24 protein-coding genes, 1 other RNA gene and 1 riboswitch are annotated in these 26,388 nt (G+C 62.7%); of the genes, 16 read left to right on the top strand and 9 right to left on the bottom strand.

The window, feature by feature from the left end; genetic code table 11:
- Positions 1-2: 2 nt before the first annotated feature.
- From tcdA to yajC, 4 genes are all read right to left on the bottom strand, one after another.
- Entirely contained in the window at positions 3-860 is an 858-nt protein-coding gene (tcdA, locus tag GWL_RS03145) for a tRNA cyclic N6-threonylcarbamoyladenosine(37) synthase TcdA (RefSeq protein ID WP_008326586.1), read from the bottom strand.
- Between the two features lie 114 nt (positions 861-974).
- Positions 975-1,919: a protein translocase subunit SecF gene (secF, locus tag GWL_RS03140; RefSeq protein ID WP_008326585.1), complete on the bottom strand. Its 945-nt coding sequence runs from the start codon at positions 1,917-1,919 to the stop codon at positions 975-977.
- An 86-nt stretch (positions 1,920-2,005) separates the two neighbouring features.
- Positions 2,006-3,910, bottom strand: coding sequence for a protein translocase subunit SecD (gene secD, locus GWL_RS03135; RefSeq protein ID WP_008326583.1), 1,905 nt, complete (start codon positions 3,908-3,910; stop codon positions 2,006-2,008).
- Between the two features lie 165 nt (positions 3,911-4,075).
- The gene (gene yajC / locus GWL_RS03130) at positions 4,076-4,354 is read right to left on the bottom strand and encodes a preprotein translocase subunit YajC (protein ID WP_008326581.1); all 279 of its coding nucleotides are present in this window, start codon (positions 4,352-4,354) and stop codon (positions 4,076-4,078) included.
- Between the two features lie 308 nt (positions 4,355-4,662).
- Here yajC and chrA point away from each other — a divergent pair, with 308 nt between their 5' ends.
- On the top strand, positions 4,663-5,907 hold the full coding sequence (gene chrA, locus GWL_RS03125; protein ID WP_008326579.1) for a chromate efflux transporter: 1,245 nt from the start codon (positions 4,663-4,665) through the stop codon (positions 5,905-5,907).
- Between the two features lie 16 nt (positions 5,908-5,923).
- On the opposite strand, the gene GWL_RS03120 is transcribed toward chrA, so the two are convergent.
- The gene (locus GWL_RS03120; RefSeq protein ID WP_008326577.1) at positions 5,924-6,223 is read right to left on the bottom strand and encodes a hypothetical protein; all 300 of its coding nucleotides are present in this window, start codon (positions 6,221-6,223) and stop codon (positions 5,924-5,926) included.
- Between the two features lie 370 nt (positions 6,224-6,593).
- On the opposite strand from GWL_RS03120, the gene GWL_RS03115 reads away from it, so the two are divergent.
- From GWL_RS03115 to GWL_RS03100, 4 genes are read left to right on the top strand one after another with little or no spacing between them, the layout of a single operon-like run.
- Positions 6,594-8,777: an ATP-binding protein gene (locus tag GWL_RS03115; protein ID WP_237713515.1), complete on the top strand. Its 2,184-nt coding sequence runs from the start codon at positions 6,594-6,596 to the stop codon at positions 8,775-8,777.
- A complete protein-coding gene (locus GWL_RS03110) occupies positions 8,774-9,811 on the top strand; it encodes an HD domain-containing phosphohydrolase (protein ID WP_008326569.1) in 1,038 nt (345 codons plus the stop codon). Before GWL_RS03115 ends, GWL_RS03110 begins: the two co-directional genes overlap by 4 nt.
- A complete protein-coding gene (locus tag GWL_RS03105) occupies positions 9,808-10,776 on the top strand; it encodes an HDOD domain-containing protein (protein WP_008326568.1) in 969 nt (322 codons plus the stop codon). The genes GWL_RS03110 and GWL_RS03105 overlap by 4 nt, the downstream gene beginning before the upstream one ends.
- Entirely contained in the window at positions 10,763-12,244 is a 1,482-nt protein-coding gene (locus GWL_RS03100) for a PAS domain S-box protein (protein WP_008326567.1), read from the top strand. The genes GWL_RS03105 and GWL_RS03100 overlap by 14 nt, the downstream gene beginning before the upstream one ends.
- 33 nt (positions 12,245-12,277) lie before the next feature.
- Here GWL_RS03100 and tgt read toward each other — a convergent pair whose 3' ends face one another.
- Together tgt and queA are read right to left on the bottom strand one after the other, a co-directional pair.
- Positions 12,278-13,408 carry a tRNA guanosine(34) transglycosylase Tgt gene (gene tgt, locus GWL_RS03095; RefSeq protein ID WP_008326566.1) on the bottom strand — a complete coding sequence of 377 codons (1,131 nt, stop codon included), beginning with the start codon at positions 13,406-13,408 and terminating at the stop codon, positions 12,278-12,280.
- Between the two features lie 28 nt (positions 13,409-13,436).
- A complete protein-coding gene (queA, locus tag GWL_RS03090; protein WP_008326565.1) occupies positions 13,437-14,453 on the bottom strand; it encodes a tRNA preQ1(34) S-adenosylmethionine ribosyltransferase-isomerase QueA in 1,017 nt (338 codons plus the stop codon).
- A 223-nt stretch (positions 14,454-14,676) separates the two neighbouring features.
- On the opposite strand from queA, the gene recG reads away from it, so the two are divergent.
- The 5 genes from recG to ssrS all read left to right on the top strand — a co-directional run bounded on the left by recG (position 14,677) and on the right by ssrS (position 18,883).
- Positions 14,677-16,785 (top strand): ATP-dependent DNA helicase RecG, encoded by a 2,109-nt coding sequence (gene recG / locus GWL_RS03085; protein ID WP_008326564.1) that lies wholly within the window; start codon positions 14,677-14,679, stop codon positions 16,783-16,785.
- Positions 16,786-17,093: 308 nt separating this feature from the next.
- Entirely contained in the window at positions 17,094-17,780 is a 687-nt protein-coding gene (locus tag GWL_RS03080) for a tRNA-uridine aminocarboxypropyltransferase (RefSeq protein ID WP_008326563.1), read from the top strand.
- Between the two features lie 194 nt (positions 17,781-17,974).
- Positions 17,975-18,208, top strand: coding sequence for a hypothetical protein (locus GWL_RS03075; protein WP_008326562.1), 234 nt, complete (start codon positions 17,975-17,977; stop codon positions 18,206-18,208).
- Positions 18,205-18,522, top strand: a complete 318-nt coding sequence (locus GWL_RS03070) for a cell division protein ZapA (RefSeq protein ID WP_008326561.1) — start codon at positions 18,205-18,207, stop codon at positions 18,520-18,522. The genes GWL_RS03075 and GWL_RS03070 overlap by 4 nt, the downstream gene beginning before the upstream one ends.
- 184 nt (positions 18,523-18,706) lie before the next feature.
- Positions 18,707-18,883: non-coding RNA, 6S RNA (gene ssrS / locus GWL_RS22860), on the top strand.
- Between the two features lie 54 nt (positions 18,884-18,937).
- Here the strand turns inward: ssrS and nrdR are convergent.
- The gene (nrdR, locus tag GWL_RS03065; protein ID WP_008326560.1) at positions 18,938-19,417 is read right to left on the bottom strand and encodes a transcriptional regulator NrdR; all 480 of its coding nucleotides are present in this window, start codon (positions 19,415-19,417) and stop codon (positions 18,938-18,940) included.
- A gap of 247 nt (positions 19,418-19,664) precedes the next feature.
- Positions 19,665-20,909, bottom strand: coding sequence for a serine hydroxymethyltransferase (glyA, locus tag GWL_RS03060; RefSeq protein WP_008326559.1), 1,245 nt, complete (start codon positions 20,907-20,909; stop codon positions 19,665-19,667).
- Between the two features lie 141 nt (positions 20,910-21,050).
- Positions 21,051-21,150, bottom strand: a riboswitch (ZMP/ZTP riboswitch).
- A 257-nt stretch (positions 21,151-21,407) separates the two neighbouring features.
- Here glyA and GWL_RS03055 point away from each other — a divergent pair.
- The 6 genes from GWL_RS03055 (at position 21,408) to tolB (ending at position 26,386) form a co-directional block, all read left to right on the top strand.
- The gene (locus GWL_RS03055; RefSeq protein ID WP_008326553.1) at positions 21,408-22,160 is read left to right on the top strand and encodes an SDR family oxidoreductase; all 753 of its coding nucleotides are present in this window, start codon (positions 21,408-21,410) and stop codon (positions 22,158-22,160) included.
- A gap of 187 nt (positions 22,161-22,347) precedes the next feature.
- Entirely contained in the window at positions 22,348-22,782 is a 435-nt protein-coding gene (ybgC, locus tag GWL_RS03050; protein ID WP_008326552.1) for a tol-pal system-associated acyl-CoA thioesterase, read from the top strand.
- Between the two features lie 222 nt (positions 22,783-23,004).
- Entirely contained in the window at positions 23,005-23,709 is a 705-nt protein-coding gene (gene tolQ / locus GWL_RS03045) for a protein TolQ (protein ID WP_008326550.1), read from the top strand.
- Positions 23,709-24,143, top strand: coding sequence for an ExbD/TolR family protein (locus GWL_RS03040; protein ID WP_008326548.1), 435 nt, complete (start codon positions 23,709-23,711; stop codon positions 24,141-24,143). The genes tolQ and GWL_RS03040 overlap by 1 nt, the downstream gene beginning before the upstream one ends.
- A gap of 17 nt (positions 24,144-24,160) precedes the next feature.
- Positions 24,161-25,084 carry a cell envelope integrity protein TolA gene (gene tolA / locus GWL_RS03035; RefSeq protein WP_008326547.1) on the top strand — a complete coding sequence of 308 codons (924 nt, stop codon included), beginning with the start codon at positions 24,161-24,163 and terminating at the stop codon, positions 25,082-25,084.
- A 3-nt stretch (positions 25,085-25,087) separates the two neighbouring features.
- The gene (gene tolB / locus GWL_RS03030) at positions 25,088-26,386 is read left to right on the top strand and encodes a Tol-Pal system beta propeller repeat protein TolB (RefSeq protein ID WP_008326546.1); all 1,299 of its coding nucleotides are present in this window, start codon (positions 25,088-25,090) and stop codon (positions 26,384-26,386) included.
- Positions 26,387-26,388: the final 2 nt, after the last annotated feature.

Below are 26,388 nucleotides of genomic sequence, written 5' to 3'. Positions count from 1 at the left end.
CGCTACGGCTGCACGGCAGGCTGTTCGGCCAGCTTCTTCAAGACGTGTGCCGCGGCCACCAGGCCGAAGGTGGCCGTAACCACCATGGCCGAGCCGAAGCCGGCGCAGTTCAGACCGGTCACGCCGGCTTGCGTGCTGTCGGCGGCGTCCTCGCCCACATCCATGTCTGCTGCCGGAAGAACTTCACAGGCTTCGCCTTCGGCCAGTTCCGGAAAGCGCAGCGGTTCGGTGGAGAACACTGCGTCGATGTGGAATTTGTTCTTGGTCCCGCGCGGGAAACCATGCTGTGACCGCAAACGCTTGCGCACCTTGGCCAAGAGCGGTTCCTGCTCGGTGCGGCAGAGGTCGCGGATTTCAATCCGGGTCGGATCGATCTGCCCGCCCGCACTGCCGATGGTCACCATGGGCATGCCGTGGCTGCGGCACCAGGCGATCATGGCCACCTTGGCCGGCACGTTGTCGATGGCATCGATGACGTAATCGAAACGACCTCCTCCCAGCATCTGCTCGACGTTCTCCGGATCGACGAAATCCTCCACCTCGGTGACCACGCAGCTTGGATTGATCAGGCGGATGCGTTCATGCAGCGCTGTCACCTTGGCCTGGCCCAGCGTGGTGGTCAAGGCATGGATCTGGCGGTTGACGTTGGATTCGGCCAGGTTGTCCAGGTCGATCAGGGTCAGGTGGCCGATGGCGCTGCGCGCCAGCGCTTCGACGATCCACGAGCCCACCCCTCCTACCCCGACCACGCAGACGCGCGCCTGGCGGAAGCGTTGCAGGGCGGCGGCGCCATACAGGCGGGCGACGCCGCCGAAGCGGCGTTCATGGTCGATATCGTTCAGATCGATGGATGTGCTCATGTTCAAACTTCAATGCAGTGTTATCGGACCTGTCCACTCCGGAAGGGCCTCTCATGAAAAAGGGCCGCAGCGTCAACGCGGCGGCCCTTTTTGCGTCGTACGACAATCCTTGAATCAGACCACCGCGCCGCCGTTCTCGTCCTTGACCTTGACCGGCTTGATCAGGTCTTCGCGCTTCACCCCCAGCCACATGGCCAGGGCGGCGGCCACGAACACCGAGGAATAGATACCGAACAGGATGCCGATGGTCAGCGCCAGGGCGAAGTAGTGCAGTGTCGGGCCACCGAAGAAGAACATCGCCAGCACCATCATTTCAGTACTGCCGTGGGTGATGACGGTACGCGACATGGTACTGGTGATGGCGTGGTTCAGTACTTCCGGCGTGGACAGCTTGCCGAAACGACGGTCGCGGAAGGCTTCGCGCACACGGTCGAACACCACCACCGATTCATTGACCGAGTAACCCAGCACGGCCAGAATCGCCGCCAGCACGGTGAGCGAGAACTCCCACTGGAAGAAGGAGAAGAAGCCCAGGATGATGACGATGTCGTGCAGGTTGGCGATCACCGCCGCCACCGCGAACTTCCATTCGAAGCGGAAGGCCAGGTAGATCACGATGCCCAGCACCACCATGGCCAGCGCCAGCAGGCCGTCGTGAGCCAGTTCGTCACCGACCTGGGGACCGACGAATTCCACGCGCTGCAGGCGCACGTCCGGATCATCGGCGCGCAGGGCGGCGTTGACCTTCTCGCTTTGCTGACTGGCGTTCACGCCGGCCTGTGCGGGCAGGCGGATCATCACGTCCTGGGCGGTGCCGAAGCTTTGCACCAGGGTATCGCGGTAACCCAGTCCTTCGATGGACTTGCGGATCTTCTCCAGGTCGGCCGGCTTGTTGTAGGCCACTTCCATGACCGTGCCACCGGTAAATTCAATGGAGAAGTGCAATCCCTTGGAGAACAGGAAGAACACCGCGGCCACGAAGGTCAGTGCCGAGATCGCATTGAAGATCAGAGCATGACGCATGAAGGGAATGTCTTTTTTGATGCGGAAAAATTCCATCACTATCCTTTCGGTGCCGGCCCCGTCGTCATCTGGGAGGCCGGCTCAAAATCTGGCTGTGCTGCTATGTCGTGGTGTGGCCGTGCTTACTTGGCGTTGCGCTTGGCCGAGGCCTTGCCGGAGGTGGTCAGCGCCTCGCCCTGCGGCTTCCAGATCTGGCCGATGGCCAGGCTGGACAGACGCTTCTTGCGGCCATACCAGAGGTTGACCACGCCACGCGAGAAGAACACGGCCGAGAACATCGAGGTCAGGATGCCCAGGCAGTGCACCACGGCAAAGCCGCGAATGGCGCCGGAACCGAAGATCAGCAGCGCCAGACCGGCGATCAGGGTGGTCACGTTGGAGTCCAGGATGGTCGCCCACGCACGGTCAAAACCGGCGGCAATCGCTGCCTGCGGCGAATTGCCGGCGCGCAGTTCTTCACGGATGCGCTCGTTGATCAGCACGTTGGAGTCGATCGCCATACCGAGCGCCAGTGCGATAGCCGCAATACCGGGCAGGGTCAGCGTCACCTGCAGGGTCGACAGCAGCGCCACCAGCAGCAGCACGTTCACCGACAGTGCCAGGGCGCTGAAGAAACCGAACAGCTGGTAGTAGATGACCATGAAGATGGCCATGGCCACGAAGCCATACAGCACCGAATCAAAGCCCTTCTTGATGTTGTCGGCGCCCAGTTGCGGGCCGATGGTGCGTTCTTCGATGATTTCCATCGGTGCGGCCAGGGAACCGGCGCGCAGCAGCAGGGCCAGGTCGCTGGCGGCTTCGGGCGAACCCATGCCGGTGATCTGGAAGCGCGAACCCAGTTCGGAGCGGATGGTAGCCACCGTCAGGACTTCACCCTTGCCCTTTTCGAAGAGCACGATGGCCATGGCCTTGCCCACCTTGTCACGGGTGGCTTCGCGCATCTTGCGGCCGCCGTCGCCGTTCAAGTCAATGCTCACCGCCGGCTGGTGGTTTTCATCGAAGCTGGCCGAGGCGTTGGAGATGTAGTCGCCGGTCAACACCGGTTCCTTGTTGAGCACCACGGGCGCGCCCTTGCCAACCTTGAACAGTTCGGAGCCGAACGGAATGGCCGAGGTTTCCTCGGTGCCGCGCACTACGCTTTCATCGACCATGCGCACTTCCAGGGTGGCGGTACGGCCGATGATGTCCTTGGCGCGCGAGACGTCCTGCACGCCCGGCAGCTCGACCACGATGCGGTCGGCGCCCTGGCGCTGGATCAGCGGCTCGGCCACGCCCAGCTCGTTGACGCGCTTGGACAGGGTGCTGATGTTCTGCTTGACGCCGTCTTCCTGAGTCTGCTTCAGGGCTTCCGGACGGAGGGTGGCGATGAGCTTGAGATCATCGCCGCTGCCGGCGTCGGTGAGCAGCATTTCCTGCAGCTCGCCCAGGGCGGCGCGGGCCTTGTCGCGGGTATCGGCATCGCGGAAGGAAATCTCGATGCTGTCGCCCACGCGGTTGATGCCGCTGTGGCGGATGTTCTTGTCACGCAGCAGGCTGCGCACGCTCGCTTGCAGGCCTTGCAGGCGCTTGTTCAGGACTGCCTTGATGTCGACCTGCATCAGGAAGTGCACGCCGCCGCGCAAGTCCAGACCCAGGTACATCGGGAAGGCATGCAGACTCTGCAGCCATTGCGGGGTATTGGGCAACAGGTTGAAGGCGACGATGTAGGTCGGGTCGCTGGGGTCGGTATTGAGTTCCTTTTCCAGCAGGGCCTTGGCCTTGAACTGGATGTCGGTGCTGGCGAAACGGGCGCGCACCGAGGGCTGCGAACCGCTGTTGTCGAACGCCACACTCTCTGCGCCGAGATTGCCTTGTTTCAGGATCTGATCGACGCGGCCGGCCAGGGCCGGCTCGACCTTCAGGGTCGACTTGCCGCTGCTGATCTGCACCGCGGGAGATTCGCCGAAGAAGTTCGGGACGGTATAGATCACGCCGAACAGCAGGGCCAGGACGATCAGTGCGTATTTCCAGAGAGAGTAACGATTCATGGTCTTGTGCTTCTTGCTTGCGGGAGAGGGAGGCAGGGACCTGCCGCCCTGTTCAGAACCGGCGCGCGCAACCGGAAGATGCCGCGCGCCGTTCTAACGACATGGGCGCATCAGCGATGCGCCCATGGGTTCGCCGGTTCAGGCCGGCCAACCGGTACGGCCGGATTACAGGCCCTTGATGGTGCCCTTGGGCAGCAGGGTGGTCACGGCGCCCTTTTGCACGACGACTTCAGTGCCTTCGGCGACTTCGATGGTGATGTAACCATCGGCCACCTTGGTGATGCGACCCAAGAGACCGCCCGAGGTGACGACTTCATCGCCCTTGCCCAGTGCGTCCATCATGGCTTTCTGTTCTTTCTGACGCTTCATCTGCGGGCGGATCATCAGGAAGTACAGGACCACGAACATCAGGATGATCGGCAGGAAGCTGGCCAGGTTGCCCATCGCGCCACCAGGGGCTGCTGCGGCCGTTTGCGCGTATGCGTCGGAAATAAACACGTAAGGCTCCAAAGGTTGATTGAAAAATAGCCCTGCATTCTAGCACTGCGCAGGCACCAAACCGCCAAATCGGGATGTATTGCCTCAGATCAAGGGGAAGCCAGGCAAAATCGGGCTTTTTTATCACCTGCTCAGACGGGAAAATCCCCGCAGGCCGCGAGAAATGGCAAGGCACATGAAAAAAGCTTCATTTCGCCCCCAAGCCGCCTAATATAGGCGCCATCGCGCAACCCCATCCGAACGCTGACTGCCGCATGCCCGCCGCCCCTGTTCCCGATCCCACCGGTCTGCCCGCCTTGCCTGCCACGCCGCGCCAACCGGCGTGGACCATCTTCCTGGTCTTCCTGCGACTGGGACTGAGCTCCTTTGGGGGGCCGGCTGCTCATCTCGGTTATTTCCGTCACGAATTCGTGGCCCGTCGGCGCTGGCTGTCCGAACAGAGCTATGCCGACCTGGTGGCGATGTGCCAGTTCCTGCCGGGCCCTTCCAGCAGTCAGGTGGGGCTGGCCATCGGCCTGCTCCGGGGCGGCTGTCGCGGTGCGCTGGCGGCCTGGCTGGGCTTTACCCTGCCCTCGGCGCTAGTGCTGATGGTGGTGGCGTTGTCGGTGCTGAAGGATGCGCACTGGCTTTCCGGAGAGGTGGTGCACGGCCTGAAGATCGTGGCCGTCGCCATCGTGGCGCAGGCGGTGTGGGGCATGGCGCAGACGCTGTGCCGTGGTCCGCTGCGCCTGCTCATCATGGCGCTGGCGGCGCTGGCGGCCTGGGCTTTGCAGGGCAGTCTGGTACAGCTGGGGGTGATCGTGGTCGCCGGCGTGGCAGGACGGCTGCTGCTGCACGGTCCCCGGATTGCACGACAGGAACAGCTGCCCGTGGTGGTCAGCCGTCGCACGGGACGCGCCTGCCTGCTGCTGTTCGTCGGTCTGCTGGCGGGTATCCCGCTGCTGGCCGCGCTTTATCCCGCCCCGTGGCTGCAGCAGATCAACATCTTCTACCGTGTCGGCTCGCTGGTCTTCGGCGGCGGTCATGTGGTGCTGCCGCTGTTGCAGGCCGAACTGGTGCCCTCGGGTTGGGTGAACAAGGACGTCTTCCTGGCCGGCTATGGGGCGGCCCAGGCGATCCCCGGTCCGCTGTTCACGCTGGCGGCCTATCTGGGCGTGGTGATGTCGGCCGGGCCCAATGGCCTGATCGGAGGCGTGCTGTGCCTGCTGGCGATCTTTGCCCCGTCTTTCCTGCTGGTGACCGGATTGCTGCCATTCTGGGATGAGGTCCGTCGCCAGGCCGCAATGCAGGCCGTGCTGGCGGGCGTCAACGCGGCCGTGGTGGGATTGTTGCTGGCCGCGCTCTACCGGCCGGTGTGGACCAGTGCCATTTTCAGTACGCGCGACCTGCTCATCGCGCTGGTCGCATTCGTCGGCCTGGTGCGCTTGCGGCTGCCGTCCTGGGCGGTCGTACTGCTGGCTGTCCTGGCGACCAGCCTGTCCGCACTGGCAGGCGTCTGATCCGGATACACCCGGCTCAATACACTACCACCACCGAACGTTCCTGCTGGTTCACCAGCAGCAGCGCCCGACCGTCCGGGCTGCCCGCAGGCACCGCGCCACAGGTATTGGAAACGGCGGCCACGCCGTTGACGACATGGACCACCACATTGCAGCGCGTGGCCACCAGCGCCGAGATGGACAGCCTGGCCGTGGTGGCCGCGTACAGGTGCGGCCAGGCCCAACAGCCCAGCGTGAGCAGCAGCAGCGCACAGGTCCAGCGCTGAAGATCGGGGCGCGCCAGGCGGGCGCGTGCCATCGAGGGGGGATGACGCATGTTGCGGCTCCTTTCGGGTTGGGCCACTGCATTGTTTCCTTACGTAGACATCTTAAATAAATTAATCGAATAAATCAATAAAATTAATTTATATGACTAATACGATAATATTGATTATTTTGCAAACTCATCAGCATACCGTCCGGGCAGATGCGCCATGGCAGAACCCCTAAAGTTGAATAGCAGGCAAGTACAATGATGTGCCACATTTTGACCACACTCGCCGTACAATCGGCGAACAAATAAAACAATTCCGGCGATTTATTAGTCAATTCGTTATAATTGATTCCATCTATGCCGGGAAGGGAAACATCCCCTTGTACGCCGGCACCATCGAAACGGAGTCGGGACCCATGGAGACAATCTCGTGATGCCAGTCAGCCCTCAGGGCGAGCCACAAGGCGCCCCCACCCCGCGCGACGGGCGACTGCTGCTGGGCCTGGCCGAGGCCGGTTTTGCCGTGCTGGTGGTGGCTGCACTGTGGCGGGCGAACCTGCCGGCCTGGCTGATCCTGGGTCTGCTGACCCTGTGGCTGATCCGCGCGCTGATCCTGCTGCGCCTGTTGCGCGACCACCATCGTGCCGCGCGCAACCTGGTCCTGGCCAAGGAGGCGGCTGACCATGCCATGCTCACGCGCGGCGCCTTCCTCTCCACCATGAGCCATGAAATCCGCACGCCCATGAATGCCGTGCTGGGCATGGCCGGACTGCTGCGCACCACGCGCCTGGATACCCAGCAGGCGGAATTTGCCAAGGCCATCGAGGATTCCTCGCTGGCCCTGCTGGGCATCGTCAACGACGTGCTTGATTTCTCCAAGATCGATGTCGGCAAGATGGATATCGCAGTGGTCGAATTCGATCTGCTGGAAGTGGTGGAAGCCAGTGCCGAGGCCTTGTCCTTCAAGGCGCGCGAAAAGCGCGTGCGGCTGCTGGCCCACGTCGATCCGCGCCTGCCGGTGCGGCTGCTGGGCGACCCCGGGCGCATCCGCCAGATTCTGCTGAACCTGCTGGGCAATGCGCTCAAGTTCACGCATGTGGGGGAAGTGCTGCTGCGGGTCCAGGCGCTGCATGTGTCGGGGGACCACTGCCGGGTGCGTTTCGAGGTGCGCGATAGCGGCATCGGTATGGATGAGGAAACCCTGCGTCGGCTCTTCTCGCCCTTCTCCCAGGCCGACAGCTCGGTCACGCGCCAATACGGCGGCACCGGACTGGGCCTGTCGATCTGCAAACGCCTGGTGGAACTGATGGGCGGCAGGATAGGCGTGGAGAGCACGCCCGGAAGCGGCTCCTGCTTCTGGTTCGAACTGGGCATTCCCGTGGCGCAAGCGCCCGGCTTCGCCAGCAGCCCGCATGCAGCCAAAAAGCGACAGGTGGCCCTGCTGGAAACACATGACGCCAGCGCCGCCATGCTGCACGAATATCTGCGTGGCGCCGGACTGGAAACGGTGCGCTACAGCAACGCCAGCGACGCCCTGGCGGCCTTGACCGGCCCGGCGGCCACGGCCAGCGGTATCGACACCCTCATCGTCAGCAGCGAGATCCAGGACATCCCGCCGGCTGCGGTGCTGGCGCGCCTGCATGCCGAACGCCCCGCAGTGACATGCGTACTGCTTGACCACGGCGTACACGGCCTTAATATAGACGGAAAATCAACAGCGGCAGCACTGCAGTTGCCGTTGCGCAAGCAACAGCTGTTGCGCGCAGTGGCACTGCTGCCGGAGGACAAGGCACCGGGCCCGATGCAGACGCCGGCAGTTCGTCCGGGCAGGACACTGCCCCGGGCGGGGCTGCAGGAACAGCACGAACAGCACGAACTCCTGCTGGTGGAAGACAACGTGATGAACCAGAAGGTGGCGGTGTACCAGCTCAATGCCATGGGCTACGCGGTCGATATCGCCTCCAATGGTGCGGAGGCGCTGGAGAAACTGGCACGGCGCAAGTACGCGCTGATCCTGATGGATTGCCAGATGCCGGTGCTCGATGGCTACGAAACCACGCGCCGCATCCGGCGCCTGCAGGGTGAGCTGGCCCATACCCCCATCGTCGCGATGACCGCCAATGCCATGGCGGGGGATCGCGAACAATGCCTGGAGGCGGGTATGGACGATTATCTGACCAAGCCCTTGCTGCGCTCGCAACTGGCGACGATGCTGGAGCATTACCTGCCGCCGGCGCAGGCGTCGGCAGACGGCTCCGGCGCCGCAGCAGTGGTGGTGGACGAAGCCCGCCTGCAGGAACTCTTCGGTGACGACACCGCACTGGCCGGCCAGATGCTGGAGATGTTCATTGAACACACCACGCCGGTCATGGACGATCTGGCACGGCATTGCCAGGCCGCCGATCCGCTCCTGGGCGAGATCCAGGCACTGGGCCACCGGCTGGCCGGTAGCTGCCTGAATCTGGGTATCCAGGCACTGGGACAATGTGGAAGACAGATGGAAACGGCGGCACGCCAGGGCGACCTGGCGCAGGTCCGCACGCTGGCCGAGGAGTGCGCAAGCGCCTTCGCAGCCTTGCGCGAACACCTTCAAGACAGGGGCCGGGGGAACATATGAAGATTCTGATCGTCGACGACGACAAGACCAATCTGTCGCTATTTACGCACATGCTGGCGCAATTGCCCGATACCAGCATCAGCACCTGTCCCGATGCGTATGAAGCGCTGGACTGGTGCGGCAGCCACGATCCCGATCTGATCCTGCTGGACTACATGATGCCGGGCATGGACGGGCTGGATTTCCTTTCGCGTTTTCGCGCCATGCCGGGGCAGGAGATGACGCCGGTCATCATGATCACGGCCGACATGGGCCTGCAGGTGCGCCACAAGGCGCTGCAGATGACGGCCAATGATTTTCTCTCCAAGCCGGTGAACCGCGTGGAGCTGCTGGCGCGCGTGAAGAACATGCTGGCCATGCGCAAGTCGCAACTGGCCATGAGCCAGCAGATCGAGCATCTGGCCGAGGAGGTGCAACATAAGACGCAACAGAGCTCGACCATGGCCCTAAATTCCATGGATCTGCTGGCGCGCGCGGCCGGCTATCGCGATCCGGAAACAGGCGAACACCTGGTGCGCATGTCCAACTACACCCGCGTCATTGCCGCCCACCTGGGCTTGCCCAAGGAAGAACAGGACCTGCTGCTGGCGGCCTCGCCCATGCACGACATCGGCAAGATGGGGATCCCCGACCACATCCTGCTCAAACCCGGACGGCTGGACGAGGAAGAACTGAAGGTCATGCGCCTGCACGCCCAGATCGGCGCCGACATCCTGCGCGGCAGTCCGTCGGCACTGCTACAGACGGCCTCGCAGATCGCCCAGACGCATCATGAGAAATGGGACGGCAGCGGCTATCCCAATGCACTCAAGGCTGACCAGATCCCGCTGTATGGCCGTATCGTGGCGGTGGCCGACGTATTCGACGCACTGACCTCGTCGCGCCCCTACAAAAAAGGCTGGAGCCTGGAAGACGCCGCGCGTTATCTGCGCGACAATGCCGGCAGCCATTTCGATCCGCGCTGCGTGGAAGCCTTCTTTGCCGGCTGGGAGGAAGTGGTCGATATCTACAACCGCAACCAGGACGGCAAATGATGCTCACCTTCATTGAACCCACCCTGTTCGAGAAGCTCCGCAGTGCACAAGCCCTGCCCTCGCCCGGTGGGGTGCGCCTGACCATCATGCGCCTGTGCGCGCAGGATGATCCCGACATGCACGAACTGATCCATCTGGTGCAGGCCGATCCGGCCCTGTCCGGACGCATCATCCGCATCGTCAACGTACTCAATGCCGAGCGCGTGCGTCCGATCGCCTCGGTCAGCATGGACAGCCTGCTGCTGGTCGGTCTGCAAGCGGTACGCCAGCTGGCCCTGGCGCTGTCGCTGGCAGAAACCACGGCACCGGCCTCGTGTGTGAACTTCAAGTTGCCGGCCTTCTGGGCGCACAGCTTCGCCATGGCCTGCAGCGCCCAGGCCATCAGCAGTCATACGCGCGTGGCGCCGCTGGGCGAAATGTTCACCACGGGTCTGTTGGCCAACATCGGCAGGCTGACGCTGGCTTCGGCCCACCCCGGGGGTTACTCCTCGTTGCTGACGCGCCCGCTGGAGCCCTCGGCGCAACTGGCGATGGAGCAGTCGCTGTTCGGCTTCAACCACCTCAATATCGCGGCGGCGCTGATGCAGGACTGGAAGATTCCGGATCTGTTCTGTGATGCCGTACTGCACTACGAAGCACCGGCGCTGCCGGACGACTGGCCGGTGCCGCGCCCGCAGGAAATCATCTGGACCCTGTATCTCTCGGCGGCCATGGCCGAACTGGGTTGCGGCACGCCGCAGGTGGCCGAGGCGGCCCTGCCCAAGATCGCGCGGGCGCTGCCGCAACTGCAACTGGCGCCGCATGATTTCCCGGCCCTGTATCAGGCCACGGGGGAAGACTGGCAGGACTGGACCCAGACCATGCACCTGAGCGCCAAGACCCTGTGGCAGGGTCTGCCCGGCCAGGTCCACGACAAACTGCTGCGTCTGCAGGAATCCGTCGGCGGCGACGATGCAGCAACTTGAACAACTGCTGCTCAGTGAAGCGCCGGACGCCTATGTGCTGATGGATATGCAGGGCGGCGTAGTCTACTGGAACCGCTGCGCCGAGCAGATCTTCGGCTATGCCGCCCAGGAAGTGCTGGGCCAGCATCTGTCGGACTTCATCGTGCCGCCCGAGCGACGCGCCGAGGAAGAGCGGGTGTTTGCCGATACGGTGGCGCTGGGCCGGGCCGAATGCCAGTCCATCCGCCGGCGCAAGGATGGTTCGCTGCTGCACCTGTCGGTTTCCAACAAGCTGTTGCGCGATGAACGCGGGGCACCGCAGTTCGTCCTGTCCTGCAAGCGCGACATCAGCGAGGCCACCGTCCTGCGCGACATCAGCCTGATTGCGGCCAGCGTCCACGGGCTCTATGACTGGCTGCCCGACGGTATCGTGGTCGTCAACGCACTGGACCGCGTGGTGCTGGCCAATCGTCGCGCCGGCGAGCTGTTCGGCTGGGAGGTAGCCGAGCTGACCGGGCGGGCCATCGATGTCCTGATCCCCCAGCGCTTCTTGGCCATGCACGCGCAGAACCTGGCCGACTATCTCAGCGGCCAGGCCGGACCGGCCAGCAATCCCACGCCAGAGCTGTGCGGCCTGAAGCGCAATGGCAGCGAATTTCCGGTCGACGTGAGCCTGAGCCCGCTGGTCATCGAGGGCGAGACCTTCCTCATGATCGCCGTGCGCGACATCAGCGACCGCAAACGCATCGAACGGGACCTGGCCGAGAAGAACCGCGCCCTGCAAGAGGCCGCGCAGTCACGCGACCGCTTCCTGGCCAACACTTCGCACGAACTGCGCACCCCCTTGAATGCCATCCTGGGTTTCACCGAAATCCTGCTCGCGCGCATGGGCGGGCCGCTCACCCCCGAGCAGGAGCAACAGTTGCAGACCGTGCACGACAGTGCCCAGCACCTGCTCACGTTGATCACCGGCCTGCTGGATGTCTCGCGCCTGGAAACCGAGGACGCCGATCTGATTCCCGAGGACCTGCTGTGTTCGGAACTGATCGAGCATGCCGTGGCGACACTGCGTCCGGCAGCGATCAAAAAAGGCTTGCAGCTGGACCTGGCGCCCTATGCGGGTGAAGTCCGGATCCACACCAACCGGCGTGCACTGGCGCAGATCCTGCTGAACCTGATCGGCAACGCCATCAAGTTCACCGAACGCGGCCAGGTGCAGGTGCAGTTGCGCCAGCAGCACCACGCGGCCGGTCTGACCAGCTGGATCGAAGTCAGTGATACCGGCTGCGGGATCAGCGAAGATGACCAGCAAAGACTCTTTCGCGCCTTCACCCAGCTCGATGCCACGGCCTCGCGCAGGCATGAGGGCATGGGCCAGGGTCTGTACCTGAGCCAGAAGCTGGCCAACCTGATGGGCGGCGCGATCACCGTGCAAAGCCAGGTCGGTACCGGCAGTCGCTTCACGCTCTGTCTGGAGGAGGCCGCCTGATGCGCCGGATGCGCCCGAGCGCGGATGTGCCCGTCAGTCGACGCCGCGCGCCCGATCTTCCTTGAACTTGCTGACGAATTCCTGGAAGGTGCCGGCGTCGATGGCGTCGCGCATTTCCTGCATCAGTTGCAGGTAGTAGTGCAGGTTGTGGACCGTATTCATGCGCGCACCGAGGATTTCACCGGCGCGATGCAGGTGGTGCAGGTAGGCGCGCGAGAAGTTCTTGCAGGCGTAGCAGTCACAGCTCTCGTCGAAGGGACGGTCGTCGTTCTTGTACTTGGCGTTCTTGATCTTGACGTCGCCGTAGCGCGTGAAGATCCAGCCATTGCGGGCATTGCGGGTCGGCATGACGCAATCGAACATGTCCACGCCGTTGGAGACGCCTTCCACCAGGTCTTCCGGCGTGCCCACGCCCATCAGGTAGTGCGGCTTGTCGGCCGGCAGGCGCGGGCCGACATGCTCCAGCACACGCATCATGTCTTCCTTGGGCTCGCCCACCGACAGACCGCCAATGGCGAAACCATCGAAACCCAGTTCTTCCAGGCCGGCCAGCGATTCATCGCGCAGGCCTTCGAACATGCCGCCCTGGACGATGCCGAAGAGCGCATTCGGGTTCTCGCCGCGGTCGAATTCATCCTTGGAACGCTTGGCCCAGCGCAGCGACATGCGCATGGACTTGCCGGCTTCTTCACGCGTGGCGGGACGGCCATCGATCTCGTAGGGCGTGCATTCGTCGAACTGCATGACGATGTCGGAATTGAGCACACGCTGGATCTGCATGGAGATTTCCGGCGAGAGGAACAGACGGTCACCATTGATGGGTGAAGCAAAATGCACACCCTCTTCCGTGATCTTGCTCATCTCGCCCAGCGAAAACACCTGGAAGCCGCCGGAGTCGGTCAGGATGGGCTTGTCCCAGCCGATGAACTTGTGCAGGCCGCCGAACTTGCTGACCACTTCCAGCCCCGGGCGCAGCCACAGGTGAAAGGTATTGCCGAGGATGATCTGGGCGTTGATTTCCTTCAGTTCCAAGGGCGACATGGCCTTGACCGAACCATAGGTGCCCACCGGCATGAAGATGGGCGTCTCGACGGTGCCGTGGTTCAGTTTGACGCGGCCGCGACGGGCCTTTCCGTCGGTTTTCAGCAGGGTGAATTCCAGCATGGTGCTCTCTGTTTTCTTTCCGGGTTTCTCAGGTACGGGTCAGCAGCATGGCATCGCCATAGCTGAAGAAACGGTATTTCTGTGCAATGGCGTGCGCATAGGCCGCGCGGATGTGTTCATAGCCGGCGAAGGCTGACACCAGCATCAGCAGGGTCGACTTGGGCAGGTGGAAGTTGGTCACCAGCTGGTCGACGGTCTTGAAGGTGTAGCCGGGCGTGATGAAGAGCTGGGTGTCATCGCTGCCGGCCTTGAGCTCACCGCTCTGCGAACCGGATTCCAGGGCGCGCATGCTGGTGGTGCCGACTGCAATGACACGGCGCCCTGCCGCCTTGGTGGCACGCACGGCCTCCACTGTCTCGGGCGAGATGGTGTACCACTCGCTGTGCATCTTGTGCTGCGACAGGTCTTCCACCCGCACCGGCTGGAAGGTGCCGGCACCCACGTGCAGGGTCACGAAGGACTGCTTGACGCCGCGTGCGGTCAATTGCTGCAGCAGGGCTTCATCGAAGTGCAGGCCGGCAGTCGGTGCGGCCACGGCGCCGGGTTGCTTGGCGTAGACGGTCTGGTAGCGCGTCTCGTCATAGGCATCGGCCTCGTGGTCGATGTAGGGCGGCAGCGGCAGGCTGCCGTACTGTTCTAGCAGCTCGAAGGCATCCGCGGGGAAATGCAGGGTATAGAATTCGCCGAAACGTTCACCTACGGTCACATCGAAGGCATCGGCCAGGCGGATGCGGGTACCCGGTGGCGGCGACTTGGAAGCCCGTACCTGGGCGTGGACGGTGCGCGCATCGAGGATGCGCTCGACCAGCGCCTCGATCTTGCCGCCGGTTTCCTTCACACCGAACAGGCGCGCCTTGATGACGCGGGTATCGTTGAAGACCAGCAGGTCGCCGGCTTGCAGCAGGTCGACAATGTCGGAGAAGCGGCGGTCGGTCAGTTGCGCACCTTGCACCTGCAGCAGGCGCGAGGCGCTGCGCTCGGCCAGCGGGGTCTGGGCGATCAGCTCGGGGGGGAGCTCGAAATCGAAGTCGGATAATGAGTACATGCGCGAGTACAAGCTTGCAAAATAATGATGGAGGCGATGCGCGCGGCGGCGGCAGAGGGGCTGGCGCCGGGCGTTCCCGGGCAAGAACTGTTGCCGGCGGGATTGATACTGTAAATATTCACAGTAAAATAGCGTAACCCGCTATTTTACGCTGTCTGCGCGTTTTTCCCATATGCGCGTGCGGCTAACCATTATGGCCCTCCGTCCAACCAACGCCGACCGCATGCCCGCTACCGCGAAGAAAAACAGCCCGCCGGCCTCGAAGAAAAAAGCCGCTCCCGCTTCCAAGGCCGCCGCCAAGCCCGAAAACAAGCTGGCCAAGCTGGGCCTGCACAACGACATGGACCTGGTGCTGCACCTGCCGCTGCGCTATGAGGATGAAACCACTCTCATGAGCATCGCCGAGGCCTCCCTGCGGGGCCTGCAGACGGTGCAGGTGGAGGGCGTCGTGACAGCCTGCGAGGTGCAGTTCCGCCCGCGTCGGCAGTTGATCGTGACAGTCGGCGACGACAGCGGGCAATTGACCATGCGCTTCATCAACTTCTACGGCAGCCAGACCAAGCAGCTGGCCGAGGGCACCCGGGTACGGGTGCGCGGGGAATTGCGGCATGGCTTTTTCGGTGCCGAGATGGTCCATCCTTCTTACAAGGTGGTCAATGAAGGCGCTCCGCTGCCGGACGTGCTCACGCCGGTTTACCCGGCTGGCGAAGGGCTCTCGCAAGCCTACCTGCGCAAGGCCATCGCCAATGCCATGAGCCGCCTGGACTGGAGCGATACGCTGCCCCCGTCGATGCTGGAGACTCTGAACCTGGCCGGTTTCGAACCGTCCGTGCGGCTGCTGCACAACCCGCCACCGGACGTGGACGAGCACGCCTTGATCGAACGATCCCATCCCGCCTGGATCCGCATGAAGTTCGACGAACTGCTGGCCCAGCAGCTCTCGCTCAAACGCGCCCAGGCCGCGCGCCGGGCCAAGACCTCGCGCGCGCTGCCGGTGACCGGCCGCATCACCGAGGAACTGACCAAGGTCCTGCCCTTCCAGCTGACCGGCGCGCAACAGCGCGTGCTGGACGAAATCCGCGCCGACCTGCGCCAGTCCTTCCCCATGCAGCGCCTGCTGCAGGGCGATGTCGGCAGCGGCAAGACGGTGGTGGCCGCGCTGGCCGCCGCGCAGGCCATCGACAGCGGCTGCCAGGCGGTGCTGATGGCACCGACCGAAATCCTGGCCGAACAGCACTTCCGCAAGATCGCCGCCTGGATGGAGCCGCTCAATGTCGGTGTGGCCTGGCTTTCCGGCAGCCAGAAGAAAAAGGAAAAGATCGAGGCCCTGGCCCACATCGAATCCGGTGCCGCGCGCCTGGTCATCGGCACCCATGCACTGATCCAGGACACGGTGCAGTTCGAGAACCTCGGGCTGGTGATCGTGGACGAGCAACACCGCTTCGGCGTGGGTCAGCGTCTGGCCCTGCGCAACAAGAGCTTCAACCCGACCGACCGCGAGGTGGCCGCCGTGCCGCACCAGTTGATGATGTCGGCCACGCCCATTCCGCGCACCCTGGCGATGACCTATTACGCCGATCTGGAAGTCTCGGTGATCGATGAACTGCCGCCAGGGCGCTCGCCCATCGTCACCCGCGTGATCGACCAGAACCGTCGCGATGAAGTCATCGAACGGGTGCATGCGGCGGCGCTGGAAGGCAAGCAGATCTACTGGGTCTGCCCGCTCATCGAGGAATCCGAGGCTTTGCAATTGCAGACCGCGACCGATACCCATGCCGCCCTCTCGGCGGCCCTGCCGGACCTGCAGATCGGGCTGGTGCACGGGCGCATGAAACCGGTGGAAAAACAGATCGTGATGGAAGGCTTCAGCCGTGGCGCCATTCACCTGCTGGTGGCCACCACCGTCATCGAAGTGGGGGTGGATGTCCCCAACGCCTCGCTGATGGTGATCGAGCATGCCGAGCGCTTCGGCCTGTCGCAACTGCACCAGTTGCGCGGACGGGTGGGACGGGGGTCGGCGGCCAGCGTCTGCCTGCTGCTCTATCAGGGCCCGCTGGGTGGTACCGCCAAGCAGCGCCTGGCCACCATGCGCGAAACCACCGACGGTTTCGAGATCGCCCGGCGCGATCTGGATATTCGCGGCCCGGGAGAATTCCTCGGGGCAAGGCAGTCGGGTGAAGCCATGTTGCGTTTTGCCGATCTGGCAACCGATCAATGGCTGGTCGAAAAAGCCCGCGATACCGCCCAGGCCCTGTTGCAGCACGCACCAGACATCGTCGACCGCCATCTGGCCCGCTGGCTCGGCGGACGTGAAGATTTCCTGAAGGTGTGACACCCGCGGGGCAGCCTCCACGGCTTGTCAGCCCATGCTGGTAGCGGCGAGCAGCAAAGCTTTCCAGAATCTCCCACGCGACGGGTGAGCGCAAGGGCTGCAAACCGAAATCAGCAAAATGCCAACCACTTTTCCCCAAAAATCGAGAATTTCTTCGCTTTATGTCGATTGACGTATGGCAGTACAAAGTCCAATCTACGGCCCACGATGAACGGGTTCATCAAACGGCGGCGGACTGCGCAGAAAGCTACGCGCACCCCTGCCGCCCTGCACGGTGACCATCGCTAAACTACAGAAGGCTGAACATTTTGGTTTCCAACCACGATCAACAATTGGCCCGCAGACTGCTCTGCCCCATCTGCCAACGCGCGCTGACGGCATGTATCTGCCACTGGACCTCCCCCATTGATCACGCCGTCGATGTGCTGATCCTGCAGCACCCGCTTGAAGTGAGCAACGCCAAGAACAGCGTCAGGCTGCTGCACCTGAGCCTGCCCTACAGCAAGCTGGTGGTCGGCTCGGTGTTCGATCCGGAGGAACTGGAAGCGATGCTGCATGCGCCGTCCCGCCTGCGCAATGTCCCGGCCGGCGAGACCGTGCATCCGGTGCTGCTCTACACGGACGACGTCTGCACGCCCGAGACCCGCTATTTCGATGCGCGCACCATGATGGTGGACAAGAAGCAGACGCTCAAGCGCATCCGCCTGGTGATTCTCGACGGCACCTGGCGCAAGAGCCGCAAGATGCTCTTCGAAAACCCCATGCTGCAGGCCCTGCCGCGCATGATGCTGATCGATACGCCAACCTCGCGCTACACCATCCGCAAGTCCCACAAGCCCGAGCAACTGGCCACCCTGGAAGCGACCGGCTATGCGCTGATGCAGCTGGAACGCAACAGCGAGAAATATCACCCGCTGCTGACGGCCTTCGACAACTTCGTGCTGCAGCAGGGCTACATGCGCATGCACGGCCAGGCCACGCGGCGCAAGGAATAGCGGGGCGGGGCGACGCCGGGAACCAAACCCCGCTGGCGCTGACCAACCCATCCGGCCGCCGTGTGCGGCCGTTCTTGTTCAGGTGGCGTGGCAATGCGCTTATAATTGTGCGATTGAAGCGTCGTGATCCTGAACATCTCTGACCTGCGCTGGCGGCGTCCGGCGTCATCCCATCTCTGCGAACAAATCAACACATGAGTTCCGAATTCCTGCAACTGGCTGAAAAAGTCACTCAGCTCGCCAAGCTGGCACAAGGCCTGCGCGAAGAAAATGCCGAGCTGCGCCGGAAAGTCAAACTGCTCTCCGAAGACAACACCACCCTCGCCTCGCGCGTGGACCACGCTTACGAGCGCGTGGCCGCCGTTCTGGCACAACTGCCGGTGGCCGAAGTGGAAGAAGCGGCTGCGGCCGATGAGGAGGCCGCATGAGCACCATCCAGATCAACGCCACCATCATGGGCCAGTCCTACACCCTGGCCTGCCAGGAAGGCGAACAGGCCGCGCTGCATCATGCCGTGGCCTACCTCGACCAGAGGATGCGCGCCATCCGCGACGCCGGCCGCATCAAGGGTACCGACCGCATCGCCGTGATGGCCGGGCTGGGCATCGCCGCCGAGTTGCTGAGCATGCAGCGCGCCGAAGGTCCCTTTGCCGGTCTGACCATTGCCCAGTGGCAGCAACAGATCACTGCCCTCACCGAGGTGGTGGACCAGGCGCTGGCGCCGCAGGAAAAACTGTTCTGAGCGTAACGGCACGGTGACACCTCGCAGCGGAAATCTTTTACGTCCGCGTCAAGAAAATGGCTGCCCCGGGCAGCCATTTCGCTTTATTGCCGCCGCCGCAACACCTGCCCAAAATCCGGTTACAAAATCGTCGACTTATTTTCGACAGAGCTCTTGGAGGACGAACATGAATCGGTTAGACTTCGTACTCCTGCCGTGTTCGCGATTGCCATATATTCCTTGAACCATTTACGAGCATAGGCTGTGGGATTGTTCGATGGGCGTGAGCGTCGCTAGTCCGATGAACCCGAAATTGAACTACTGCAGCCAACTTGAACCGTCAGGTTCAGGATGCCGGCACAGCGGCACAGGCGGGACTTGATTCAAGAAAAACGGCTGCATCTGCAGCCGTTTTTTTATGCCTTTTCCGCTCGGGTCAGCTCTCGCGCTTCTTCGCGGCCTTGCGCTCCATCCCTACTTCATCGATGGCATCCTGGAATTCGGTCACGTCCTCGAAACTCTTGTAGACCGAGGCAAAGCGGATGTAGGCAATCTTGTCCAGGCGCTTCAATTCGCGCATCACCAATTCCCCCACCTGCCCCGACACCACTTCACGCTCGCCGCTTTGCAGCAGCTTGTCCTGGATGCTCTGGATGGCCATGTCGACCGCCTCGGCCGACACCGGACGCTTGCGCAGCGCCAGCATGAGACTGCCACGCAGCTTGGCCGGATCGAATTCCGTGCGGCTGCCGTTCTTCTTGACGATCACCGGCATGGTCAGCTCGATGCGTTCATAGGTGGTGAAGCGCTTGTCGCAATTGCCGCAGCGGCGGCGGCGGCGGATCGAATGGCCGTCCTCGGACAGGCGCGTATCCAGCACCGGGGTGTCTTCGTGATTGCAAAATGGGCACTTCATGGTGGCTGTGATGTGATTGAGCTGGATAAGCTGGACAATGAGGGCTACCCCTCGGGACTTCGGTGCTGCGCGGTCAGGGCGAACCCCGCAGTGTGGCATCGCCGTGCCGCCAGGACCATCGTATGGTAGTGCAGATAAGCGACGGCGCCCGCAGGAACGGGCGCCGTCAGGACCAACTTTTCAACTTTTCAGAGGTTGGCAGGAAACTTCATGCCGGCCCGCAACGGGCCGGCCCTGCCAACACCAATCAGCCGTAGACCGGGAAGGCTTCGGTCAGCTTCTTCACTTCGGCCTTGACGCGCTCAATGGTGGCGGCATCGTGCGGGTTGTCCAGCACGTCGGCGATGAGGTTGCCGACCTTTTCGGCTTCGGCTTCCTTGAAACCACGGGTGGTCATGGCCGGGCTGCCCAGGCGGATGCCGGAGGTCACGAACGGCTTTTCCGGATCGTTGGGGATGCCGTTCTTGTTGCAGGTCATGTGGGCCGAACCCAGGATGGCTTCGGCTTCCTTGCCGGTCAGGCCCTTCGGGCGCAGGTCCACCAGCATCACGTGCGACTCGGTGCCGCCGGAGACGATGCGCAGGCCGCGCTTGATCAGGGTCTTGGCCAGCACGTCGGCGTTCTTCACCACTTGCTGCTGGTACGCCTTGAATTCGGGCGAAGCGGCTTCCTTGAAGGCCACGGCCTTGGCAGCGATGACGTGCATCAGCGGGCCGCCCTGGATACCGGGGAAGATGGCCGAGTTGATGGCCTTCTCGTGCTCGGCCTTCATCAGGATCACGCCACCGCGCGGGCCGCGCAGGGACTTGTGGGTGGTCGAGGTGACGAAGTCGGCGAAGGGCACCGGGTTCGGGTACACGCCGGCTGCGATCAGGCCAGCGTAGTGGGCCATGTCGACCATGAAGTAGGCACCGACTTCCTTGGCGATCTTGGCGAAGCGCTCGAAATCGATACGCAGCGAGTAAGCCGAGGCGCCAGCGATGATCAGCTTGGGCTTCTTCTCACGGGCCAGGCGTTCCATGGCGTCGTAGTCGATTTCTTCCTTTTCGTTCAGGCCGTAGGAGACCACGTTGAACCACTTGCCCGACATGTTCAGTGCCATGCCGTGGGTCAGGTGGCCGCCTTCTGCCAGCGACATGCCCATGATGGTGTCGCCCGGCTTCAACATGGCGAAGAACACGCCCTGGTTGGCTTGGGAACCGGAGTTCGGTTGCACGTTGGCGGCTTCGGCGCCGAACAGGGCCTTCAGGCGATCGATGGCCAGCTGCTCGGCCACGTCCACGAATTCACAGCCGCCGTAGTAGCGCTTGCCCGGATAACCTTCGGCGTACTTGTTGGTCAGCTGCGAACCTTGCGCTTCCATCACCGCCGGCGAGGTGTAATTTTCCGAGGCGATCAGCTCGATGTGATCCTGCTGACGGGTGTTTTCCTTCTGGATGGCAGACCACAGGTCGGGATCGACTTTCGCGAGAGTCTGGTTCTTGTCAAACATGGTGTTTCTCCAAATTGATGAGCTGCGGCCGAAGATCGCGTCACCGGCAGCATGCGGACATGCCGGGTGCTCGACTTCCGAAATCGAATGAGGGCCTGAAAAAAAGAGTGGGATTGCGGGCAGCCTCAGTCGTACTGTCCATTCGGCTGCCCAGGCGCACGGCTGTTGAAATCTCACGCTTCCCGATGGATCCCCATCTTGGCCGCTTTTACACGGCGTTTCGCCAGTCACGTGAGACGAAATGGTGAGCGCATTGTAGTGAAACGGGGCGATTTGGGCAAGAACCATGGTGGCCGCGCAACAGCCCCCCCGCTCCAAGGCCGATATGAAAGAAAAAGCGAGAGAACCATTGGAAAAAGCGAGCCCATCCTCGTAAAAAGCGGCTTTGGGCTACAATTTCGCTTTGTTCGTTTTTACCTCCGGACTGTCGGTGTGAAGCTTTATCCCGTTTCCCGACCCGGCACCGGTGCCACCGCCACACAACAGGAGAATCAAGAGATGGTCGTGTTGATTACAGGAGCAACCGCAGGCTTCGGCGCCGCCATGGCGCGCAAATTTGCCGGCAACGGCCACAAGGTGATTGCCGCCGGTCGCCGCAAGGAGCGCCTGGATGAGCTGGTCAAGGAACTGGGGGCGGACAGGGTGCTGCCGCTGGTGCTGGACGTGACCAGCAAGGACTCGATCAACGCCGGCCTGGCCAGTCTGTCGGGTGAGTGGAAGCAGGTCGACGTGCTGGTCAACAACGCCGGCCTGGCGCTGGGCCTGGGCCCGGCCCACGAAGTGGCGCTGTCGGACTGGGAAACCATGATCGACACCAACGTCAAGGGCTTGGTCACCATCACCCACGCCCTGCTGCCGGAGATGGTCAAGCGCGGCAGCGGCACCATCATCAACCTGGGCTCGGTGGCGGGGGCCTATCCGTATCCGGGCGGCAACGTCTACGGCGCCACCAAGGCCTTCGTCGACCAGTTCACCCTGAACCTGCGCGCCGACCTGGTGGGCACCGGCGTACGCGCCACCAACCTGGCCCCCGGCCTGTGCGGCGGCACCGAGTTCTCCAACGTGCGCTTCAAGGGCGATGATGGCGCGGCGGCCAAGGTCTATGAAGGAACCACCCCGCTGACGGCTGAAGATATCGCCGAAGCGGCCTTCTGGGTCGCTACCATGCCCGCCCATGTGAACATCAATTACATGGAACTGATGCCGACCTGCCAGGGCTTCAGCCCCTTCAACATCAAGCGCAAACAATAAGGGATGTGGAGTAAAATGGCGTTTTTGCCGAGGGCGCCCAGGCGCCGCAGGAACGCCATTTTCACCCGTTCCCGGGGCAGCGGTCGGTATGCACACTGTCCGCTTGCCTACCGGCAATACCTTGATTGCTTGATTTCCCTGATTCTTTTGCCGCTGCCACAGCAGACTTTCCAATAACAAGAAGCATATGAGTGCCGCCAGTAGTCCATTCCACTGGAACATCCGGGTCTATTACGAAGACACCGACACCGGAGGCGTGGTCTTCTACGCCAACTACCTGAAGTTCTTCGAGCGCGCCCGCACGGAATGGCTGCGCTCCTTGGGCTTCCAGCAGCAACACCTGGCCGAGACCACCGGCGCCCTCTTCGTGGTCAGGAATACCAGCGTCGACTATCTCTCGCCCGCCCGTCTGGACGATGAACTCCGCCTGACCGTGGTGGTCGAAAAATGTCGAAATGCTTCCATGCAGTTCGTGCAGGAAGCCTGGCGCCTGCCGTCGGGGGACGGTCAGCCCGAGTTGCTGGCGCGTGGCAGCATCACCGTCGCCTGCGTGGACCAGACCACTTTCCGTCCACGCCCAATTCCTGACGAAGTGCTGACTTGCATCAAGAAGAGCACATGATGTCAACGGAAAAGCTCATCCGCGCCTTTATGGCTCAGGGATCCATGCCTGCTCGCAGCATGTTCTCACCGGCTGGGACGATCTGCCTCAGGGAAAACTTCTGTCCGTATTTGCCGTCTTTTGTTTCGTATTGCTGGCACGCCAACTGAACCAAACAAAACAAAAGATTTTTAACTCTCGACTTTCCTTTCAAACGCCGCCTCCAAGCCGCCACACTTTCCCATGAATGTCACACAAGACCTGTCCTTCATTTCACTGATCGCAAACGCGTCCGTCCTGGTGCAACTGGTGATGTTGCTGCTGCTGTCGGCCTCGGTCACCAGCTGGACCTACATCTTCCGCAAGATGTTCACCATCCGCTCGGCCCGTGTGCAGACCGAGGAATTCGAGCGCGTCTTCTGGTCTGGCGGCAACCTTTCGGCGCTGTACCAGGATGCCCTGTCCAACCGCCGCAAGGCCGGTGGCGCCGGTGGTGCGCTGGAGCGCATCTTCCAGGCCGGCATGGGTGAATTCACCAAGGCCAAGGCGTCGGTGGCAGCGCGTGGTGGTGCGGTCGATCCCGGTCTGCTGCTCGACGGTGCCCGCCGTGCCATGCGTGCGGCCTACCAGCGCGAGATGGATGCGCTGGAATCGCACTTGGCCTTCCTGGCCTCGGTCGGCTCGGTCTCCCCGTACGTGGGCCTGTTCGGTACCGTCTGGGGCATCATGAACGCCTTCCGTGGCCTGGCCAACGTGCAGCAGGCCACCCTGGCAGCGGTCGCCCCCGGCATTGCCGAAGCCCTGATCGCCACCGCCATCGGCCTGTTCGCGGCGATTCCGGCGGTGGTGGCCTACAACCGCTATTCGCACGATATCGACCGTCTGGCGATCCGCTTCGAGAGCTTCATCGAAGAGTTCTCCAACATCTTGCAACGTCAGGCACGCTAATGGCTGGCTCATCGATGCGCGGGGGGCGTCCCCGCAAGTTCAAGTCCGAGATCAACGTCGTGCCCTACATCGACGTGATGCTGGTGCTGCTCATCATCTTCATGGTGGCCACCCCCATTACGAATCCCAGCGTGATCAACCTGCCCACGGCGGGCAAGTCCACGCAGCCGCCCTCGGATTACATCGAGATTGCCTTGAAGCCCAACGCCCAGGCCAGCATCCGCATCAATGGCCCCAAGAGCGGTGGCAAGAAGGCCGAGACCGTGACCGGCAAGACCGACCTGGCCGAGCGCCTGCGCAAGCTGCATGAAGACAATCCGGACCTGGCCGTGATGATCTCGGCCGACAAGGACATCAAGTACGACGATGTGGTGCAGGTCATCTCGGAAGCCAAGAAACAAGGAATCGCGCGGGTCGGCCTGGCCACCAAGTAAGCGCACAGCCGAGTGATATGAGCGATAACGCACACTACACCATCCCCAAGCCGCCCGGCCGCTGGCGCGCCATCACGCTGGCGCTGGTGATGCACGTGGCCTTGTTCCTGTTCTTCTGGATCGGCATCCGCTGGCAGAGCGAAACGCCGCTGACGGTGGAAGCCGAGATCTGGGATCCGCAATACAAGGAAGCCGCACCGCTGCCCACGCCGCCGCAACCGGAGCCGCAGCCGGTCGTGGTCGAGCCGCCGCAACCCCAGCCGCAGCCGCAACCTGAACCCAAGCCCGTTGCGCCCAAGGTGATCGACGAACCCAAGGTCGAGAAACCCGATATCGCCTTGCAGAAGGAGAAGGAAAAAAAGCGCAAGGAAGAGCAGGAAAAGGCCGACAAGCTCAAGGCCGAGAAGGAAAAGGCCGACCGCGAGAAGAAGGAAAAGCTGGAAGCCGACAAGCAGAAGAAGCTGAAGGAAGAGAAGCAGAAGGAAGAAGAAGCAAGGAAGAAGGCCGACGCCGAGAAGCAGGCTGCCGAGAAGAAGAAGCAGCAAGCCGCAGCCGACGCCAAGGCGGCAGAGCAGCGTCGCCAGGAAGACTTGAAACGAATGATGGGCCAGGCCACCAGTGCCACCGGCGGCAACGGCACGGCTGCGAAGTCGCAAGGTCCGAAGGGCAGCCCCAACTACGCCAACAAGTTGCGCGCGGTCATCAGGAGCAACACGGTCTTCGACAATAGCGGCGTCAGTGGAAACCCCGCCGGGGAGTACACTGTCGAATTGTTCCCGGACGGGACGGTGCGCAGCGTACGTGTGAACAAGCCTTCAGGTGTCCCGGGCTTCGACGATGCCGTGCGCACTGCCGTCATGAAGTCACAGCCCTTCCCGGCCGACACGGATGGCAAGGTACCGTCCAGCTTCACATTCACCCATTATCCGAAAGATCAGTAACCGATGATTAAAGCCCGTTACCTGACCCTGAGCCTGACCCGCATCGCCGCCGCCACCGTGGCCGTGGCCGGCCTGTCCTTCGCCCCGGCCTCGCAGGCGCAGATCCGCTTCGAGATCACCGGCGTGGGTGCCTCGCAGATTCCGGTGGCCATTGCCGCCTTCCCCGGCGAGGAGTCGGCCCCGCAACAGATCACCTCGGTGGTCAAGGCCGACCTGGCCAGGAGCGGCATCTTCAAGCTGATCGACAACAGTGATGCGCTCTCGGACTCCTCGGCCATCAACTATGCCGACTGGCAAAAGCGCGGCGCCAATGCGCTGGCCGTGGGCAGCGTCACGCGCCTGGCCGATGGCCGCTTCGACGTGCGTTATCGCCTCTTCGATACGGTACAGTCGACCCAGCTCTCGGCCCTGTCCATCGGTGCCCAGCCGCAACTGCTGCGCCTGACCGCACACAAGATCGCCGACGACATCTACCAGAAACTGACCGGCATTCCCGGCATCTTCTCCACCCGCATCTCCTACGTGACCAAGTCGGGCAACGAATACCGCCTGGAAGTCGCCGATGCCGATGGTGAAGGTACGCAAGTGGCACTGCGCTCCAACGAGCCCATCATCTCGCCGGCCTGGTCGCCGGACGGCACCAAGGTCGCCTATGTTTCCTTCGAGATGAAGAAGCCGGTGGTCTACATCCAGAACCTGGTCACCCGCCAGCGCTCCATCGTTGCCAACTTCAAGGGCAGCAACTCGGCCCCGGCCTGGTCGCCGGACGGCTCGCGCCTGGCCGTAGCCCTGACCCGCGATGGACTGACCCAGGTCTACCTCATCAATGCCGACGGTTCGGGCCTGCGTCGCCTGACCAACAGTTCCGGCATCGATACCGAGCCGCAGTTCTCGCCCGATGGCGGCAGCATCTATTTCACCAGCGATCGCAGCGGCGGCCCGCAAATCTACAAGGTGGGCCTGGATGGTGGTACGCCCCAGCGCGTCACCTTCAATGGCAGCTACAACATCAGCCCGCGCATTTCGCCTGACGGCAAGACGCTGGCCTTCATCTCGCGTCGCGACGGTCTGTTCCAGCTGTATGCGCTGGATCTGACCAATGGCCAGGAGATTCGCCTCTCCGACGGTGGCCGCGACCAGTCGCCCAGCTTTGCGCCCAATGGCAAATACATCATGTACGCGACGGAATCTGGTCGTCGCGGATCCCTGGCCGTCGTCTCTGTTGATGGCCGAGTCAAACAGCGTCTGACGACGCAGGCCGGTGATATCAGGGAACCGACCTGGGGTCCGTTCATGAAATAAAG

Origin of the sequence: Herbaspirillum sp. GW103 (genome assembly GCF_000261365.1) — a bacterium.
In the GTDB taxonomy this organism is placed as follows: domain Bacteria; phylum Pseudomonadota; class Gammaproteobacteria; order Burkholderiales; family Burkholderiaceae_D; genus Herbaspirillum.
Note: the sequence above shows the minus strand (reverse complement) of the source record. Positions and strands in the feature narration are given on the sequence as shown.

Bases quoted from the DNA above. Each gene is read 5' to 3' on its own strand.
- tcdA (WP_008326586.1), bottom strand. From the start codon at position 860: ATGAGCACATCCATCGATCTGAACGATATCGACCATGAACGCCGCTTC.
- secF (WP_008326585.1), bottom strand. From the start codon at position 1,919: ATGGAATTTTTCCGCATCAAAAAAGACATTCCCTTCATGCGTCATGCT.
- secD (WP_008326583.1), bottom strand. From the start codon at position 3,910: ATGAATCGTTACTCTCTCTGGAAATACGCACTGATCGTCCTGGCCCTG.
- yajC (WP_008326581.1), bottom strand. From the start codon at position 4,354: ATGGGCAACCTGGCCAGCTTCCTGCCGATCATCCTGATGTTCGTGGTC.
- chrA (WP_008326579.1), top strand. From the start codon at position 4,663: ATGCCCGCCGCCCCTGTTCCCGATCCCACCGGTCTGCCCGCCTTGCCT.
- GWL_RS03120 (WP_008326577.1), bottom strand. From the start codon at position 6,223: ATGCGTCATCCCCCCTCGATGGCACGCGCCCGCCTGGCGCGCCCCGAT.
- GWL_RS03115 (WP_237713515.1), top strand. From the start codon at position 6,594: ATGCCAGTCAGCCCTCAGGGCGAGCCACAAGGCGCCCCCACCCCGCGC.
- GWL_RS03110 (WP_008326569.1), top strand. From the start codon at position 8,774: ATGAAGATTCTGATCGTCGACGACGACAAGACCAATCTGTCGCTATTT.
- GWL_RS03105 (WP_008326568.1), top strand. From the start codon at position 9,808: ATGATGCTCACCTTCATTGAACCCACCCTGTTCGAGAAGCTCCGCAGT.
- GWL_RS03100 (WP_008326567.1), top strand. From the start codon at position 10,763: ATGCAGCAACTTGAACAACTGCTGCTCAGTGAAGCGCCGGACGCCTAT.
- tgt (WP_008326566.1), bottom strand. From the start codon at position 13,408: ATGCTGGAATTCACCCTGCTGAAAACCGACGGAAAGGCCCGTCGCGGC.
- queA (WP_008326565.1), bottom strand. From the start codon at position 14,453: ATGTACTCATTATCCGACTTCGATTTCGAGCTCCCCCCCGAGCTGATC.
- recG (WP_008326564.1), top strand. From the start codon at position 14,677: ATGCCCGCTACCGCGAAGAAAAACAGCCCGCCGGCCTCGAAGAAAAAA.
- GWL_RS03075 (WP_008326562.1), top strand. From the start codon at position 17,975: ATGAGTTCCGAATTCCTGCAACTGGCTGAAAAAGTCACTCAGCTCGCC.
- GWL_RS03070 (WP_008326561.1), top strand. From the start codon at position 18,205: ATGAGCACCATCCAGATCAACGCCACCATCATGGGCCAGTCCTACACC.
- nrdR (WP_008326560.1), bottom strand. From the start codon at position 19,417: ATGAAGTGCCCATTTTGCAATCACGAAGACACCCCGGTGCTGGATACG.
- glyA (WP_008326559.1), bottom strand. From the start codon at position 20,909: ATGTTTGACAAGAACCAGACTCTCGCGAAAGTCGATCCCGACCTGTGG.
- GWL_RS03055 (WP_008326553.1), top strand. From the start codon at position 21,408: ATGGTCGTGTTGATTACAGGAGCAACCGCAGGCTTCGGCGCCGCCATG.
- ybgC (WP_008326552.1), top strand. From the start codon at position 22,348: ATGAGTGCCGCCAGTAGTCCATTCCACTGGAACATCCGGGTCTATTAC.
- tolQ (WP_008326550.1), top strand. From the start codon at position 23,005: ATGAATGTCACACAAGACCTGTCCTTCATTTCACTGATCGCAAACGCG.
- GWL_RS03040 (WP_008326548.1), top strand. From the start codon at position 23,709: ATGGCTGGCTCATCGATGCGCGGGGGGCGTCCCCGCAAGTTCAAGTCC.
- tolA (WP_008326547.1), top strand. From the start codon at position 24,161: ATGAGCGATAACGCACACTACACCATCCCCAAGCCGCCCGGCCGCTGG.
- tolB (WP_008326546.1), top strand. From the start codon at position 25,088: ATGATTAAAGCCCGTTACCTGACCCTGAGCCTGACCCGCATCGCCGCC.